This window comes from Curtobacterium poinsettiae, from assembly GCF_047226435.1.
Lineage (GTDB): Bacteria > Actinomycetota > Actinomycetes > Actinomycetales > Microbacteriaceae > Curtobacterium > Curtobacterium poinsettiae.
In genome coordinates this window covers 553,918-570,594 of the sequence record NZ_CP178434.1, presented here as the reverse complement: position 1 = coordinate 570,594, position 16,677 = coordinate 553,918, and the positions used below count along the sequence as shown (strand labels likewise).

Here is a 16,677-nt window from a genome sequence, read left to right as displayed (position 1 = left end):
CACTGGGCGCATGTGTGGAAGGTTCGTCGTCTCCGACACCACAGCCGATCTGTTGCCCGAGCTCATGGGCGAGCTCGCCGCCCGGACCGAGCACGTCGACCAGGACACCGGCGAGGTGCACCCCGGCCTCGCCCCGAGCTGGAACGTCGCCCCGACCGACCCCGTGTACGCCGTCCGCCAGCGCCACGGCGAACGCGAACTGCCGCAGATCAGCTGGGGCTTCGTGCCGAGCTGGGCGAAGGACTTCCAGAAGCAGCGCCCGAAACCGATCAACGCGCGCATCGAGACGGTCGCGACGAGCGGCATGTTCAAGCGGGCCTTCGCCACGAACCGCTGCATCGTCCCGGCGCAGGGCTACTACGAGTGGGTGGTGCGCGAGGACGGCAAGGAACCCCACTTCGTGCACGAACCCGGCGGCGCCCTGGCGATGGCCGGCGTCGTGAGCGCCTGGCCCGACCCCACGAAGCCCGAGGGCGACCCGGACAAGTGGCGGCTGTCGCTCGCGATCATCACCCGTGACGCCCACGTCGCTCCGGGCGAGGTCCACGACCGCATGCCGGCGTTCCTGACGCCCGACGGCTACGACGACTGGCTCGGCGGCGACCTGCACACCGACGACCTGCTGGCCCTGCTCGACCACGAGTCGCTGACGGTGGCCGCGGGACTTGCGCAGTACGAGGTCTCCCGCATGGTGAACAGCGTGCGGAACGACGGGCCGCAGCTCATCGAGCCCGTCGCGTAGGCGGTTGCGCCCCGCGCGCGCAGGGCAGGGCTGGCAAGCAGACGCGAAGAACCCCCGTCGGCATGCCGGCGGGGGTTCGAGGATCAGCGATCGGTCAGCAGCAGATCAAGCGGTGGGACGGATGACGTCCGGCAGCACCACGTGCAGGCGCTCGGTCAGCCGCGCCTTCGCTTCGTCGAGGGAGCGGAAGTCCCCGACGTACTGGCCGAAGGTGTCGGCGACGAAGAAGTGGGTGCCCTGACGGTCGACGGTGCCGCCGTAGTAGCCGCCGTAGTTCGCGACCCACAGGCCGGTGTCGGCCTGCGCCCACGTGATGTGGACGGGGGCTGCCTGCACCGGAGCCACGACCTGGGCCTCGATCTCGGCGATGACCTCGATCGTCTGGGTGTCCAGGGTCACCTCGGCCTGCTGGCGGTGGGCGACGGTCGTGCTCATGGTGCTGCTCCTTCGTGCTGTGCTGCGTGCCGGGTGGCGCCGGTGGTTCCGGGTGGTGCGGGCGTCGCGGTCGACGCCGGGGGTCTTGGTGTCCGCTGTCGTCACTCGACCGGCCGGATGACCGGCGGGAGCATGACGTGCAGCTGGTCCTCGAGCTTGGTCTGTGCCTCTTCGAGGGAGGAGAACTCGCCCACGACGAGTCCGAAGGTGTCGGAAGCCACGTAGCGGTCGTGCCGCTTGTCGACGCTGCCGCCGAAGTACCCGCCGTAACCGGCGATCCACTCGCCCTGGTCTTCCTGCACCCAGGTGACCTTGGCGCGCTTCGGGCGCGAGGAGAACTCTGCGTCGGCTTCGAGGATCGCGATGGTGTCCACGGTTTCGGTGTCGAGGGTGACCTCGACCTGCGTCGCGTTGTTCACGGTGATGCTCATGTCGCTCTCCTTCACGATCCGGGGTACATCTGCTGACACCAGAACGCTACGAGAACAGCCGCGGGGATCGCCAGCGAGGCCCGTGGATTCACGGGTTCCGTCAATGCAACCCATCGGCCAGCCCCGGATTTCCGGGCAGGTGCGTCGCATTTCCGGGGTACAGGGCCAGGATCGGGGTACTCGTTTTCCGGATCGACGCGATCGGGGGACGAAACGGTGCGGTCACCGGCCTGGAGGCGCGACTCGCTAGCGTCGGCATGTGACCTCCGACAAGCCCCGCGTCGACGACCGCGCACCCGCCACCTGGCGCAGCCGTCGGTTCGCGACGGGGTTGGCCGTCGCCTACGGCGTCGCCCTGGCACTCGTCGGCTTCTGGGGCTCCCCCGTCGACGCTTCGGGCGGCCCGTGGCTCACCCGTGCACTCGCGGCCGCACACCGTCACGGGCTGCCGGACCGCATCGACTACGCCGCGGTCGAGTCGTTCGCGAACGTCGTGTACTTCGTGCCGCTCGGCCTGCTGGTGGTGCTGCTCGCCGGTGCACGGTGGTGGTGGGCCGCCATCGCCACGGGGCTCGTCGTCAGCGCGTGCATCGAGACCGGCCAGGCGCTGTTCCTGCCGGCCCGCACCGCGACCATCGACGACGTCGTCGCGAACGGCGTGGGGGCGCTCCTGGGGGCCGTGGCGGGCGTGCTGCTCCTCAGCCGTGCGGCCCGGCGTCGCTGACGACGATCCCCGCGCACGAAGAAGCCCCCGGAGCAGGTGCTCCGGGGGCTTCGTTCAGTGTGTCGAGACTCAGACGGACTCGCGCTGGCGGCGGACCGAGCCGCGGACCAGCAGGAGGCCACCACCGAGGACGACTGCGCCACCGGCGACCCAGAGGGCCAGGGCGGAGACGGTCGAACCCGTGAAGGCCAGCGTGCCGTCGGTGCCGTTGCCAGCGCCGGCGCCGGCTGCGGGAACCGCAGCAGCGTCAGCCGGGGCGACGGTGAAGGCCGCGAAGCCGACGACGCCCGAGGTGGCGCCGGTGGCGGTCAGGTTGTAGGTGCCCGAGGCGCCCTGGGGGAACGTGACCTTGACGTCGAGCGAACCATCCGAGGCGGCCGTGTAGGTCTTCGAGACGGTCGTGGTCGGCAGCGCGCCGAGCGTGACCGCACCGGCACCGGTGACCTGGACGTTGACGGTCTCGTTGTCCTGGAAGGCACCCGGCGTGAAGTTCACGGCCGCGGTGCCACCGGCGACGGCGCTGCCGGAGACGGAGACGTCGGAGTCAGGCGTGTAACCGGCGGCGTTGGCGACGGCCGGAGTGGCGAGCAGTGCGGCGCCAGCCAGCACCACCGCTGCGATGAGCTTCTTCATGAATGGTTCCCCTAAAGATCTGAATATCCAGACCCTGACACCCAGAGCCCGCTGTTCGCCGGTGGTTGACCCCAGCCAAAGAAATGGCGGTTGTGATGGCGATGTTGACTCAATCTAGCGGAGTTTCCCAGCTTGGTGCCAGATCACGTGGATTTTGGTCACTGGTCGACGTGTGTTCACCCTCGACATCGGCGGGACGAGCAGCGGCGCGGTCGCTCGATTCCGGCATCAACCGACCGAAAGCCCTGATGAGACGGCCTGAGCGACGCCACACACGTGCGCTGTGCGTGAGATCAAGAGTCTTTGCGCTCGAACAGGATCGTCCGGCGCCCCTCGGAGTGGGGGCAACGTGCCGGTTCGTTTTGCGGAGGTTCTGCCGTCACCGAGTGGCGAGTGGCTGCTGACAGTCGAACGTCAGGGGCTTCGTTTTCGTCTGCTGGACGCCTGGAGTGGAACTCGCCTGCACGGCTGCCTTCGCGTACTTCGCCTCGCCGAGGAAGGCCACCCGGAAGGTCAGGCTCTCGCCGGGGGCGAGCAGTGTCTGCAGTTGCGCGACCGGGTGCCCACCGTCGGTGGCCGTCTGCACCGCGGTCGTCTTGCCGTCCTTCGTCGCGCCCAGGAAGATCGCGTCCTCGGGCGCGTACGCGGCGAGCAGGGTCTTGATCTTGCCGGGGTCCACGCCGAAGTCGCCGCCACCGGTGACGTACCGCGGCAGGCTCGTCGCGGCATCGGCCGGCGCGGTGTTCTTGATCGTGATCTGCACGACGGACGTGGGGCGACCGTCCTTGCGGCACACCGAGCTGCCGACGGAGACGCTCTTGTCGAGGTAGTAGTCCATCTTCGCGCCGGTGCCGTCGTTCAGGTAGACGGCGAACTGGCTCGAGTCGGCGGTCGCCGTCGGGAGCTCACCGGCGACCGGGGTCCCACTGATCCTGCGCTGCTCGGCGTTGTCGGCGCTCCAGAGCCGCAGACGGCCCTCGTCCGAGCTCTGGGTCAGCGCAGACACGAACGCCTTCGTGTCGAACCCGCCCGACGAGATCTTCTCGAACACCGCGCCGGCGGCCGACGCGAAGAACGCGTCCTGCACCACCGGATCGGGGTACTTCGCGTAGACGTCGCTCAGCAGGAGCTTCACCGCGTTGTCGGACGTCAGGGTGTCACCGGTCGGCAGCTGCACCGGACCGGTCGCCTTGAGGATGTAGCTCAGCGTCACCGGGTCCATGGCGATGACCCCGTCGACCTGCTGCCCGAACTTCTGCTTCCACATCTCCCGCGCGAGCTTCGCCGAGACGTCGAACCGCGGCGTGAGGGTGACGTCCTGCATGTACTCGCCGGTGATGTTGCCGTAGAGCCCACGCGTGTCGGCGGTCAAGGGCAGGACTGGCTGGTCGTACGGCCCGAAGTCTCCGCTCGAGGCCTGCGCCGACAGATGCAGTGATCCGTCCTTCGCCTCGAGTTCCGCCACTGCGCCGGGGATCCCGCCTCCGGCTCGGAGTTCGGCGTTGTTCTGGAACAGCAGCAGGTAGTTCCGGTCCCCGTCGTGACCGAGCATGGCTGGCGCGAGCTGCACGATGCGGTTCGCTGCGACCGCCTGCTCGGAGGCAGTCGACAGCGCGTTCCGGAGCTGTCCCACGGCGGTGGTGACCGGCGACAGGGTTCCGCTGGTGTCGATCCGTGCCGCGTCGGTGCGCGCCTGCTCGAGCGTCTTGGTGGCCTTCGCGACCGCCGGCTGCGCATCCTCGATCGGCTGCAGGTCGATCCGGCCGTTCTTCGGCGCGAACGAGTCCGACCCGAGCTTCCCGACGACTCCGGCCACCGGGCTGACAGCATCGCGGGCCACATCATCGACGACGACCGACACGTCCCGCACGGCCCGCAGGTTGGTTCCGAAGAACGGCACAGCCTGCGCCGCACCCCAGACCGGGTCACCGGTCAGCGACCGAGCCGACGCGGCTTCGTCCTCCAGGTGGCGTGCGGTCTTCTGGGCAGCGCCGGTGTCGCCGCTCGTCAGCTGGGTCCGCAGCGTGTCGACGTCCCCGACGGCACGCTCCAGGTGCCCCTTCGCGAGCAGGCCACGCACACCGACCCACGCGACGGCGAGGATCAGCAGCAGGACAAGGGCGAGGACGACCCACAGGACGATCCGGGCCCTGGACCCCCGGCGTGCTGCAGTGCGTCGCGACTCGGGCTGGTCGGACATGAAGCGATCCTACGGTTCCGTGGGTCCAGCACCCATCACTTACGGACGGAATCCGCGTGTTCGCGGTACCAGTCGATGGTGCTGCGGAGCCCGTCTTCGAGCCCGATCTGCGCCGTCCACCCGGCTTCCGCCAGCTTCGACACGTCGAGCAGCTTCTGCGGCGTCCCGTCCGGCTTGCTGGTGTCCCAGACCGTCTCACCCTCGAAACCGACGATCTTGCCGATCGTCTCGGCGATCTCCTTGATGGTGACGTCCGAACCGGTCCCGACGTTGACCTGGTCAGGACCGTCGTAGTGCTCCATCAGGTGGAACACGGCAGCCGCCATGTCGTCGACGTGCAGGAACTCGCGGCGGGGCGACCCGGTCCCCCAGTTCTCCACCGTCGACGCACCGCTGCGGGCTGCCTCGTCGTACCGGCGGATGAGCGCCGGCAGCACGTGGGAGCCGGTCGGCGAGAAGTTGTCGCCCGGGCCGTAGAGGTTGGTCGGCATCGCCGAGATCCACCGACGACCGAACTGTCGGCGGACGGCCTGAACCTGCAGGATGCCGGCGATCTTGGCGATGGCGTACGCGTCGTTGGTGGGCTCCAGGTGGCCGGTGAGCAGCGCGTCCTCGTGGATCGGCTGCTCGGCCATCTTCGGGTAGATGCAGGAGGAGCCGAGGAACACGAGGCGCTCGACACCGTGCTCCACCGCGGCGTCCATCACGTTGACCTGGATCTGCAGGTTCTCGCTCAGGAAGTCGTGCGGGTAGGTGTTGTTCGCCATGATCCCGCCGACCTTCGCGGCGGCGAGCACGACGTGCTTCGGCTGCTGCTCCGCGAAGAACGCGAAGACGGCGCTGCGGTCCTTCAGGTCGAGCTCGGACGAGGTCCGCCCGACCAGGTCGGTGAATCCCTCCGACTCGAGCTTGCGGAGGACCGCCGAGCCGACCAGGCCGCGGTGCCCGGCGACGTACACGCGATCGGACCGGTCGATTGGACCGGGGGTGAAGTCGGTCGTGGACATCAGGAACCCCAGCTCTCGAGTCGGACTTTGTCGATCCACGGACGGCCTTCGTGCTCGAGCGCCGAGATGTCGGCGTCGACCATGATCCGTGCGAGTTCGGCGGTGTCGACCGTGGCCTCCCAGCCGAGCTTCTCCTTGGCCTTCGAGGCGTCACCGACGAGGGCGTCCACCTCGCTCGGCCGCAGGTAGCGCTCGTCGAACCGGACGTGGTCTTCCCAGTTGAGCCCGGCGTGGGAGAACGCCGTCGTCAGGAAGTCCTTGACGGTGAAGTCACCGCCGGTCGCCAGGACGAAGTCGTCCGGCTCGTCGACCTGCAGCATCCGCCACATGCCCTCGACGTACTCGGCGGCGTACCCCCAGTCGCGGACGGAGTCGAGGTTGCCGAGGTACACGTGGTCCTCGAGGCCGGCCTTGATCCGAGCGACGGCGCGGGTGATCTTGCGGGTGACGAACGTCTCACCGCGACGCGGCGACTCGTGGTTGAACAGGATGCCGTTCACCGCGAACATGCCGTAGGCCTCGCGGTAGTTCCGGGTCACCCAGTAGCTGTAGACCTTCGCTGCGCCGTACGGGGATCGCGGCCAGAACGGCGTCTCCTCGTTCTGCGGCGGCGGGGTGGCACCGAACATCTCGGACGAGGACGCCTGGTAGAAGCGCGTGTGGATGCCGGAGACGCGGACCGCCTCGAGCATGCGCATCGTGCCGACACCGGTGACGTCGCCGGTGTGCTCCGGCTCGTCGAACGACACCCGCACGTGCGACTGCGCGGCGAGGTTGTAGACCTCGTCGGGCTTCAGCTCGCTGAGCAGGCTGACGAGCCGCGCACCGTCACCGAGGTCCCCGTAGTGCAGGAACAACTTGGCATCGGGGTTGTGCGGGTCCACGTACAGGTGGTCGATCCGCGATGTGTTGAACGTGGACGCACGACGGATGAGTCCGTGCACCTCGTACCCCTTGCGGAGCAGCAGCTCGGCCAGGTAGGAGCCGTCCTGTCCGGTGATGCCTGTGATCAAGGCCTTCTTACGCAACTTGGTCCTCTACTTCACGTCGTTGATTCGAACGTGCGGCTCAGAGCCGCTCCGCCTTGATTTTGTCTCGCAAAGCCGTACTGGGGCCCGACACGATCTTGCGGATGAAGAACGCGTCGTTGGAGGCCACCAGTGGCCAATCCTCCGCAGTGAACACCCGGATGAGAGTCGGATCAATCAGATGCAGGTTGGCGTACCGCCAGTTCCCTGGCCCGACGTAGTCCTCGAAGCCACCCGCTGGGGTCGACGACGCGAACCGCGTTTGCATGATCAACGATTGGTAGAACTTCTCCTCCGGACAGAAGATCGACGCGAAGTAACGCTCGACCTCCGGCGTCACCAGCGCCTCCATCTCGCGAAGGCAGGTGGCGGTCAACGCGAAGTGTGTCCCACCGTGGCCCACTCGAAGTCCGTCAGGCACGCGCGGAGCCCGCCGCATGCTCAAGGGGCCGTCGATGATCCGTATGAGTCCGTTCCGGATCTTCCGGAGGACCCTGTTGTTCGTCCGCGTCGACAGAAGACGTAGGTCGCGGTGATGACGGCGGTCGATCTGGCTACGGTACTTCTGCTCGCTCTTCGATATCTCGAAAGCACGGAGGTACTGCCGCCCCGGGTGGTCCACTAGCTGCGCGATCAGCTCGCCCATTGCGCGAAGGGGATAGTCGGACCCGGAGAGCAGGATCAGGTAGTCATCGTCGTCTGCGAATTCGAGACCTCGCTCCACGAGTTTCCGGATGGCCCGCACTTGCGAGTAGCCGCCCCAGTTGACCTGGACCCTGTCCTCGATCATCCGGACGTTGGACCTGCCCGCAACAGCTCGCCTGAACGCCGACAGTTCGACCTTTGCATCGACATGCACGATCACTTCGTGCGGTGACAAGGCGTCGACGAGCTCCCGGAGGTGTTCCGCGTCTTGGAAGGTGTAGACGAGGAATATGGGCTTCACTGTCGACCCTTCATGGTGGAGGGAAACCCGGTCCACGCCGCGGCGCGACCCGTCTCCTGAGTGGCCGAATCTACCGTACGAGGGTAAGGCTCGGTCACCCGTCGAACCGGGCTTCGGTGGCCCACTAGGCGGCCTTGCCGCGACGCCCCAAGATCCCCCGGCGCCGAAGGATCTCAAGTGGTGGGAAAGCTCGACGCGCAACGAGGACCCACCCTGCAAGGAGGACGAGCCCGACACTCCCACCGGCGACGTTTGCGAGTGAGACTGATGAGTCGCGGAAGAGCGCGAGGAGCGCGAAGTAGAGCACGAGCGCGAATGCGGCGGGCTGGGCATATCCGAGCACGAGTCGCCGGAGACGGATCGCTCGGACTCGACGGGCCGCGAGGATGTGGACCACGTGCCTCCCAACCGTCGCTGCGATGAGCGCCACAAGGGCGAAGACGTACTGCTGGTGGACTGCGACCATCGCCACCCCGACGGCACTGAGAACGAATGCGATGGCCTCGGACATCCAGATGGCCCGGAACAGCGCCGCTGATTCGAGCGCACCGGCCAGGAGCACCATCAAGGGCTGGACAGCTCCGAGAACGGCGAGCAGAGGAAGGATCTGAGCTGCGAGTCCCCACCCCGGCCCCAACGCCACGTGAACGAGTTCTGGTCCCACTCCAGCGATGACTGCACCCAACGGCAACGTGAACCAGGCAACGAGGCTCAGCATGTCGAGCCATGCGGCTCTCGCGGCCGACGAGCCGATTTGGTAACGACGGAATTCCGGGTAGATCACCTGCATCAACGCGTTCTGGAGTTGCGAGAACGGGATCGTCGAGAGGACATCAGCGCGGTTCCACGCCCCGAGCACACTGGCTCCGACGAACTGACTGACACTCCACCGAGGGGCGTTGCCGGAGATGTACTGGAAGACCGAGACCGCGACCAGCTTGGTGCTGAAGCTGACGTTGTCGGACCGGAGGGCGAGTCGGCCTGGTACGAGATCACCGCGGAGCCGGGTGCCCGCCCAGAGCAAGGTCCCCCACTGTCCGATGATTGCCGACACGGCGAGTGATTCCGGGCTTCGGAAGAGGAGCACCGCTCCGGCACCCGCGGCCATTCCGACGACGTTGGAACAGAAGGTGGCGATCGCCATCTCACGAAAAGCGCCCTGGCGGCGCAGGAGGCCCGTGCTCAAGCTGAGGAACGGCATCACCAGCGCGCTCAAGGCGAGGAGACGAACTGCGCCGGCGGCCTCTGGAGCGCCCCAGAATGCGCTCCAGAGATCGGCTGTGACCAAGGTGAAGAGTGCCGCCGCCACTCCGAGGAGCAGCGCGTAGGTCGCGAGGGGCCGTGTCGACGAACGTTCCGCATCAGGTGCACGAGCGGCCGTCTGCGACAGTCCACCGGAACCCAGGAGGTTGACGAGTGCCGCGATGGAAAGCGCAACGCTGTACGCACCGAAGACGCCGGGAGCAGCGAGCCTCGACGTGAGGGCCGCGTAGCCGAGTTGCACGACGACGGTGAGGAGTTGCAGCCCGTAGACCCATGATGCCCCCGCCATGAGGCGTCGCCCGTTCGACGTCACGAAGAGGCACCCGCGACCAGACGGCCGAGACGAGCGGTATCGAGGCCCTTGTCCTCCTGGTAGGCAAGCCAGCGGCCGGAGTCGGGCACATGGTGCCACCAGGGGGTCCGAGCGATGACGGGAGCCCGCGACACGAGCGCGGCGAGGAAACCGAAGGAACTCGGTGCCGCTACGACCACCCGAGCTGCCGCGATCTCAATGAAGTCCTGATCGCGCTCCCCTCCGTCGCTGATCGACACTCCGACTTGCTCCAGGTCGCGCAGGTCTGCAGCGTCGCCCGATGTGAAGAGCCTTATCGGCATGCTGCTGAGAGCTGGCACGCCCCTGATCTCGTTGATCAGGCGGTCGTAGTAGTCGAGACCGATCCAGCGGTCGGGATGTGACTGAGGGCCGATGTCGCCGCGCCGAGCGTGGACAGCGATGTAGTCCGCACTCGACTCGAGGCTCTGGAGATGGTCGCCGAGGTAACCCCCGAGGACTGCGCGTCGGAGCGGTTCTGCAGCCGGCGTTTGGTCCCAGCGCCGCTGATCCAACGCCAGGCGCCCGATCCACGGACGGCTCGAACGAGGTGCTGCACGACTCGTCGATCCTTGGAGAGCGTGAAGCGACCAATCGTCGGTCTCGAACCCAGTAGCGGCGAGGCGATGCTCGAGCACGTTCTCGGACGGTGCGGCAGCAGTCAGCTGCGCCAGGTCGAAGAGCCCTTTCGTGTCCTTCGTCACTTCCCCGCCGAGGTACGGCACCCCGAGATCGGCGGACCAGAGGTAACCCGCGATCCACGTCGACAGCTGATGGCCGAGATCGGGGTACGGATCGATGCGCACACGGAGTCCCAGCAAGTTTCGCGGAGGTGTCCAGTCCCCGGGCGCAGTTCGGCCAACGCTCCTCCTGCGAAGCTCGTTGGCGTTCCTGCCCCGCTCGATCCGAAGCGAAGCACGCAGGGGGAGCGTACTGATCGGTCCGATCCTCACGGCCGTCCTCCCTTCGTCCGGCCCCAAACCGCGTGGGCGTCCGCTTGGTCAATCCACCGGGTGCGCCAGTTCAGCATCTGAACCATGAGATCGTCCTGTCGAAAGGACTCGTCAGCGAAGCGACGGCCTGCGGCGATCGCGTCGAGGCGGTCGGTCGTGGTCGTCTCGGCCAGCACCTGCTCGATGGAACCGATGAGGGCCTCCGGCGTCCGTCCACGCAACAGGAATCGGCTGCTGCTCGCGGGGAATATCTCGTCGTACCCGGGGTGTTCGGTCGTCGCATGGATCGACCCTGCAGCCAACGAGATGGGCAGCCTGTTCGAGAAGTAGGACGCTTCGCCCGCGAAGTGATCCCAGTTGGCGCTGACCCAGCCTGAGGTGATGGCCTCGTCCTGCGCTTCGAAGGGCACGGGCCCCTTGGCTGTCGTTCCGTCCCAGCCTCTCCCGAAGACAGCGAGCCGGTCTCCGAAATGCTGCTGCATCAACTCGACGAATCGAATGCGTTCCCGCCAGTCCGGCAGACCCCGGAGCCGAGGACGATTCCGGTTGGCGACGATGACGACGTCGTACGGGCGGTCCTTCCGGATCGGTCGGTCGAAGTTGGCGCTCCTCGTCGGTTCGTAGGCCGAAGGGATCCAGCGGACGTCTGCGCTCCCCGCCCTGCGGAAGTTCTCGCTGAACCCGCTGCTCCCCACCGTGAAGACGACGTCCGCGGCCCTGCCTGCCGCCTTCGCTTCGGGAGGGATCGGATGAAGGTACCTCGAGTAAGGGTCGGCCTCGTGGTAGATGAAATCACCGGGACAGGCTGCGCGCAGGGCCGCGAAGTGCTGCCGACGCAGTCCGGTGTGTCCGAGGTGTTGCATGAGCAGGATGTCCGGGCGGAAATCCGACACCCGTCGCACGAGCTCCGCACGGTGACGCTCGGCGTCTCCACCGTTCCGGATCGCGTCCAGGACGCTGAAGGTTGCGAGTGAAGCGACGCGACCAGCCCTGACCAGCGCTTCCAGCGGATCACGAAAGCCGAGTTGCCGGAAACCGCCAAACTCGTTCGGCACGTAGAAGATCCGTGGCGACGATTCAGGCATCGGGTGCACCTGTCGCCTTGTCAACGGCGAGCCGGACACCCTGTCTTCGCAAGACGTCCCAGTGCGCGCTCAGTTCTCCTTCGCGGAATCGAGGCCTGAGGACCTTTGCCGGGTTGCCGGCGACGACCGTGTTCGCCTCGACGTCCTGCGTGACGACTGAGCCAGCCGCGATGACGGAGCTGTCCCCGACCGTGACGCCGGACAAGATGATCGCTCCGAACCCGATCCAGACGTCACTTCCGATCGTCGTGACGGCGCTGAGGGTCGGAGTGTCACCAACCCAAGGACTCGCTGTGATGGGGACCCCTACGACCGTCATGTCGTGATCACGTCGACCGATGATGGCCGCCCGATTGGCGATGAGGACCGCGTCGCCGATGCTGCCGTCGACTTCGATACGGACGTCAGACCCGAGATGGACATCCGAGCCGATGGTCAGCGACGTCGGCGCCCAGAGACGGACGCGTGCGCCGAAGCGCAGGCCGCGCTCGCAGGACACGGTCGTCGGCAGCGCACGGAACCACCGCCGCCGCCGGATGCCTGTCAGCACTCCTCGGATCACGGGGCAGCCCTTCTTCGTCGTCTGGTGGTGCTGGTGGTGGTGGTGGTGGCTCGGTACACCGCTGTGTACTCGGCGACTCCCCTGGCGGCATGGAAGTCGATCGTCGGACCGCTACTCGCCACGGCTCCCGCTCGGAGACGTTCGCTCCACTTCGCCGGTTCCCGTTCTGCGAGTGCGACGACACCACTCTGCCCCACGGCCCACCGGAGCCCCGGAACGTCCGAAACGATCGCGGGGAGGCCGACGACCAACGCTTCGGCAAGCGCAACGGGCATGCCCTCGTGACGGCTGGGCATCGCGAACACGCGCCCAGCGACGAGCGCTTCTCCCGGATCAGCTACCCCGCGAGCGACGAGGAGTCCTGCTCGCTCGAGACGTTCGAGGAGCTCTTCTTCAACGGGCCCGGCATCTTCTTCGGAACCGACGTGGGCAACGCGGAGGTTCCCGAGGAGCGCTGCCTCGAGTGCGATTTCGTGGTTCTTGATCCTCGAGCAGTTCCCCACGATGACGATCGGGGCTGAGGGCGCAACCGCCGACTCGGCGCGCTGACGCGCCAGATCGAAGAACCTGTCCTCCACCCAGTTGAAGATCACCTGGGGCCGACGGCCGAAGCGCATCTCATTCCCCGCCACGTCAGGGCTCGGAGCGATCAGAGCACTGATCAATCGGTCAGCGACGACCGCCTGCAAGGCACGACGCACAAACCATCGACCGCGCGCGTCGAACACGTTGTGGATGGTCCTCACGATGGGGAGTCTCCGATTCACCCTCCGGAAGGCGAGAACTGTCTGCAAGTACCGGCCCTCGGTGTGGATGTGCACGACATCCGGCTCGATGTCAGTGAGGAGGTGCCGCAGCACCTCGCGCCCAGCGGTGGTGTGCAACGCGCGGTCGGTGGTGGTCACCGAGTAGCCAGCGTCCCGGATCGCGCTTTCGAACGGGTGTTGCCGGCCCACGCCGAGGACATGACCGTCAACACCCGCCGTTTCGAACTCCTGTGCTCCGGATACGAGCATTCGCTCCATGCCACTCGGTTTGAGATCCCCGAGGACGTGCAGGACCCGAATCCTGGGCTTCACCCGTGCACCTCAAGCCGCCGCGAGCCGCGGGACGCGGGTACTTCCGGGGAGATCGCCTCGGGGAAGTCACGGTCGAGGAACGCCAGGGCGAGGGGCAGACAAGTCCACCACTGCCATGAGTACGTCCAACCGTAGACGAGGAAGCACACGAGCACAGCTGTCAAGAACACGTCGCGGTTGGCCCTGAACCCTGCGAAGAACCGAGGCAGGAAGATGACCAACATCGCACCGAGCCCGATCAGCCCCTCCCGCAGGTACACGGTGACGTACCAATTGTGCGGGGCGAAGACCACCCATCGACCAACGCCCTCGAATCTGCCGAAACCGTGACCGAAGGGTGCTCCGAACAGGACAGTCAGCGCGCCCTCGCTCACCGACTGCACGATGAGCCCGATCCAGCTCGTGAGTCGCGCGGAGTACGTCCCGGTGTTCGATGCTGACCCGGCGAACTCCGCCGCGATGCTGCTCGACGACGACTGAGCAGCGGACACCAGGACGCCCCCGACGATGAGCACCCCGAAGAGCAGCACGAGCTTCTGGCGAAGCGCGCGAGGTCCGCGAAGCAGGAGAACGACCGCGACTGCGAGGGCCGTCACCCAAACAGTCCGCTGCTGGCTGACTATCACGAACACCATGAACAAGCCGAACAACCAAAACCAGCGTGCCTGAGCATTGCGTTGCCAGAGCCGGAGGGCAAGGACTGCGCAGAGCGTGAGGAGCAGGGCTTGGCCCGAGACCAGAGGCCGGCCAGTCTGGCTGAGTTCTCCACTTACGAGCACGAAGTCCGCGGTCCCGCCCAACCCGTACCGCGCGACGTGGTAAAGGCCGACGACGCACAGACCGACACCCTGCACGATGACGAAGAACTTCTCCGCGTAGACGACCTCGGATTGCGGCCAGGGACGCGTCACAGCCCAAAACAATATCCCGAGGACGTACAAGAACCCACGTGCTTCGTTCACGGCGACGCCGAGCCCGAAGGTCGCGATCCCGTGCACGAGCGAGATCGCGAGCAGTGCGACGAGCACCGCACCGGCGATGACCGCAACAGGTGGGAAGCGCCGGACAACGGCCCGAGCGTCCAGGAGTCCCGCGACGATCAGGCTCACTGCAAGCCCGTCGCCGAGGGTGATGGTCGTGCCACCGAACGTCCCGATCGTTCCGAAGTTCGGGTACTCCCAGGCCGTCACGGCGTACAGGGAGGCGGCCCAGTAGACGATGCGCGGCTGCATCCGCACCAGGCCGATCGCGAGGACCATCAAGATGATCGCCACCACGAGGAAGAGCAAGGTCGTCATCGGCTTGCCCCCTTGTCGCGAATCGTACGGCGGAGGGTCCGAAGCCACCAGAGCGCATAGGACGCTGTGTAGAAGAACCACCACGAGCGCCCACCGTGCCGGCGCAGGTAACGCCGCAGCGAGCGTGGATTGCCCGCGCCTTTCTGACTGGTGAACGAGCGCCAGGCGGTGATGATGGATCGATGCGAGACGGTCGGGTTCCGGCTGCAGGAACCGACCGTCCCCCCGACCACCCAGATCGGCACACCCCTCGAAGTCGCCCGCATCCCGTAGTCCACATCCGCGTACGCGTGGCTGAACCCTCCGTCGATCGGTCCGACCACCCGAGCGACATCGACCTGTAGGAGCACGACATTGCCGTTGAACGCGTCGACTCGCACCGCCTCCTCGACGCGTTCTGGCGGCTCGACGAGAGCGAACGAGAGCGGGTGGATTCCCGCCCGGCGGAGGCCTCCGTACGTCAGCTCGCCCGAAACTGGGTCGACGGTACTCCCGATCAGGATTCCCCCCGGCAGACGAGATCCCGCTTCGAAAAGGGCACGGAACCCGAAGCGCTCGAGCTGGACATCGTCGTTGAACCACAGCAACCAGTCGTCGTCCTGGACGTCGTTCCGTGCCAGCACCGCTGCCTCAGCAGTGGCCATGGACAACGCCCAGAAGGCCGAACCGTCACCTTGCAGCACCATCAGCAGGTCCACGGCAGCGTTGGCCTGTGCGATGGTGTCATCTGATGAGCCGTCGTCGAACAACGTGACGTCGTACTCGATGCCCGCACCGGAAGCTGCTTCGTGGAGCGAACGCAACGCGGTTCCGGTGGTCTCAGCGCGGTTGTGGCTGGCCACGATCACGTGCAACTTACTCATCGTCGTCCTTGACCGCTTCCTTAAGACCGCTGTGGAAATACTGCGCCATGTTCTCGATGGAGTACTTCTGAGACGCCCGGCGGCAGCTGTCTTGCATCGTCGCGAGCGTCTGCGGATCGCGAAGGAGCATCACGACCGACCGGGCGGCGGCCTCGATACCATCAGACACGACGCAGGTCCGGCCGGGCTCGAGGTAGCCGAACTCCGGTCCGTGCAGTGAAGAAGCGAGTGTGACGATCGGTCGGCCTGCTGCGAGGCTGTCGATGGCTGCCAAGCCGACTCGACCCGGAAGCAGGAGCAACTCGCTTTCGCGGAGCATGGCCGCTTTCGCCCGCCCGGAAACAGCGCCGCGGTAGTCGAGCCACGGAAGCCGGTCAGCGGCGGACTGGACCACACTTCGAAGCCGTCCGTCGCCCCCGACCGCCAGGCGGAAGGCGGGGTCCGCACGGTGCGCAGCCTCACCGATCGCTATCAGCTCGCTTATCTTCTTGCTGACGTCGAGGCCGCCGATGAAGCACACCTGGTGCTCAGACGTCGTCGTCATGACGGATCGGAGGTCCTCCTGCAACTGCCCCACGTCGATGCTGTTGTACAGGGTCGTGGTCCGCCTTGGATCTCGACCGATCCCGGCTGCCCACTCGGCACCTGATGGCGTGTACGCGAAGAACCAGGCGGCCTTCCGCGTTATCAGGCGGCTGTACAGGCGTTCGAGGCGGGACGGTACCTTCACGACGTCGGGACCGTGACCCCACAGCGCTGTCTTCCGCGCCATGCGGGGCCAGAGCAGCAGCAGCGGGACGTCGAGATTCCGTCGAGCTTGTTCCACAACGATGAGGTCTGCTCGCCAGACGTCGCGAGGCAAGGCTCGGAAAGTCAGTCGCTTTCCGAGCAAACGTACCTCTCGCTGCCGGATCTTGCGCAACCACGGGCGGTCCCGAACGGCATCTCGTCGTTGTGCGAGCGTGCCCGATGGTTCTCCCGCGAAGACGGTGAGCTCATCACCCTCCGCAGACAGCGCTTCCGCCAACTTGTCGAAGAGTGGCGCGCGGTACGCCGGAACGTACTCCTGAACGATTGCGAACCGTCGACCTGTCACC

The 16,677-nt window shown here is 66.6% G+C and carries 17 protein-coding genes; 2 read left to right on the top strand and 15 right to left on the bottom strand.

Going from position 1 to position 16,677, the window contains the following annotated elements; genetic code table 11:
* Nucleotides 1-10 precede the first annotated feature (10 nt).
* The gene (locus tag ACL00U_RS02740) at nucleotides 11-742 is read left to right on the top strand and encodes an SOS response-associated peptidase (protein ID WP_262160530.1); all 732 of its coding nucleotides are present in this window, start codon (nucleotides 11-13) and stop codon (nucleotides 740-742) included.
* A gap of 105 nt (nucleotides 743-847) precedes the next feature.
* Here ACL00U_RS02740 and ACL00U_RS02735 read toward each other — a convergent pair whose 3' ends face one another.
* A complete protein-coding gene (locus tag ACL00U_RS02735; protein ID WP_214519769.1) occupies nucleotides 848-1,177 on the bottom strand; it encodes a hypothetical protein in 330 nt (109 codons plus the stop codon).
* A 101-nt stretch (nucleotides 1,178-1,278) separates the two neighbouring features.
* The gene (locus tag ACL00U_RS02730; RefSeq protein WP_412873782.1) at nucleotides 1,279-1,608 is read right to left on the bottom strand and encodes a hypothetical protein; all 330 of its coding nucleotides are present in this window, start codon (nucleotides 1,606-1,608) and stop codon (nucleotides 1,279-1,281) included.
* A 259-nt stretch (nucleotides 1,609-1,867) separates the two neighbouring features.
* Between ACL00U_RS02730 and ACL00U_RS02725 the strand changes: the two genes are divergently transcribed.
* Nucleotides 1,868-2,332, top strand: coding sequence for a VanZ family protein (locus ACL00U_RS02725; protein WP_017886289.1), 465 nt, complete (start codon nucleotides 1,868-1,870; stop codon nucleotides 2,330-2,332).
* Nucleotides 2,333-2,401: 69 nt separating this feature from the next.
* Here the strand turns inward: ACL00U_RS02725 and ACL00U_RS02720 are convergent, their stop codons facing one another.
* From ACL00U_RS02720 to ACL00U_RS02660, 13 genes are all read right to left on the bottom strand, one after another.
* Nucleotides 2,402-2,965 carry a hypothetical protein gene (locus ACL00U_RS02720; protein WP_017886290.1) on the bottom strand — a complete coding sequence of 188 codons (564 nt, stop codon included), beginning with the start codon at nucleotides 2,963-2,965 and terminating at the stop codon, nucleotides 2,402-2,404.
* Nucleotides 2,966-3,344: 379 nt separating this feature from the next.
* Nucleotides 3,345-5,165 carry a DUF4012 domain-containing protein gene (locus ACL00U_RS02715; protein ID WP_017886291.1) on the bottom strand — a complete coding sequence of 607 codons (1,821 nt, stop codon included), beginning with the start codon at nucleotides 5,163-5,165 and terminating at the stop codon, nucleotides 3,345-3,347.
* A gap of 35 nt (nucleotides 5,166-5,200) precedes the next feature.
* A complete protein-coding gene (locus ACL00U_RS02710; RefSeq protein WP_017886292.1) occupies nucleotides 5,201-6,172 on the bottom strand; it encodes a GDP-L-fucose synthase family protein in 972 nt (323 codons plus the stop codon).
* Nucleotides 6,172-7,200, bottom strand: coding sequence for a GDP-mannose 4,6-dehydratase (gmd, locus tag ACL00U_RS02705; RefSeq protein WP_017886293.1), 1,029 nt, complete (start codon nucleotides 7,198-7,200; stop codon nucleotides 6,172-6,174). Before gmd ends, ACL00U_RS02710 begins: the two co-directional genes overlap by 1 nt.
* A gap of 40 nt (nucleotides 7,201-7,240) precedes the next feature.
* Nucleotides 7,241-8,146 (bottom strand): beta-1,6-N-acetylglucosaminyltransferase, encoded by a 906-nt coding sequence (locus tag ACL00U_RS02700; protein ID WP_017886294.1) that lies wholly within the window; start codon nucleotides 8,144-8,146, stop codon nucleotides 7,241-7,243.
* A gap of 124 nt (nucleotides 8,147-8,270) precedes the next feature.
* Nucleotides 8,271-9,722: an oligosaccharide flippase family protein gene (locus ACL00U_RS02695; RefSeq protein ID WP_412873781.1), complete on the bottom strand. Its 1,452-nt coding sequence runs from the start codon at nucleotides 9,720-9,722 to the stop codon at nucleotides 8,271-8,273.
* Nucleotides 9,719-10,546: a hypothetical protein gene (locus ACL00U_RS02690; RefSeq protein WP_017886296.1), complete on the bottom strand. Its 828-nt coding sequence runs from the start codon at nucleotides 10,544-10,546 to the stop codon at nucleotides 9,719-9,721. The genes ACL00U_RS02695 and ACL00U_RS02690 overlap by 4 nt, the downstream gene beginning before the upstream one ends.
* A gap of 143 nt (nucleotides 10,547-10,689) precedes the next feature.
* Complete coding sequence (locus ACL00U_RS02685) at nucleotides 10,690-11,778, bottom strand: hypothetical protein (protein WP_152427178.1); 1,089 nt, start codon at nucleotides 11,776-11,778, stop codon at nucleotides 10,690-10,692.
* Nucleotides 11,771-12,340: an acyltransferase gene (locus ACL00U_RS02680; RefSeq protein WP_315972888.1), complete on the bottom strand. Its 570-nt coding sequence runs from the start codon at nucleotides 12,338-12,340 to the stop codon at nucleotides 11,771-11,773. The genes ACL00U_RS02685 and ACL00U_RS02680 overlap by 8 nt, the downstream gene beginning before the upstream one ends.
* Nucleotides 12,337-13,419, bottom strand: a complete 1,083-nt coding sequence (locus tag ACL00U_RS02675) for a glycosyltransferase (protein WP_262160538.1) — start codon at nucleotides 13,417-13,419, stop codon at nucleotides 12,337-12,339. The genes ACL00U_RS02680 and ACL00U_RS02675 overlap by 4 nt, the downstream gene beginning before the upstream one ends.
* Nucleotides 13,416-14,717: a hypothetical protein gene (locus ACL00U_RS02670; RefSeq protein WP_042539119.1), complete on the bottom strand. Its 1,302-nt coding sequence runs from the start codon at nucleotides 14,715-14,717 to the stop codon at nucleotides 13,416-13,418. Before ACL00U_RS02670 ends, ACL00U_RS02675 begins: the two co-directional genes overlap by 4 nt.
* On the bottom strand, nucleotides 14,714-15,580 hold the full coding sequence (locus tag ACL00U_RS02665) for a glycosyltransferase family 2 protein (RefSeq protein ID WP_017886301.1): 867 nt from the start codon (nucleotides 15,578-15,580) through the stop codon (nucleotides 14,714-14,716). Before ACL00U_RS02665 ends, ACL00U_RS02670 begins: the two co-directional genes overlap by 4 nt.
* A complete protein-coding gene (locus ACL00U_RS02660) occupies nucleotides 15,573-16,676 on the bottom strand; it encodes a glycosyltransferase family 4 protein (RefSeq protein WP_152427179.1) in 1,104 nt (367 codons plus the stop codon). Before ACL00U_RS02660 ends, ACL00U_RS02665 begins: the two co-directional genes overlap by 8 nt.
* Between the last annotated feature and the right edge of the window lies 1 nt (nucleotide 16,677).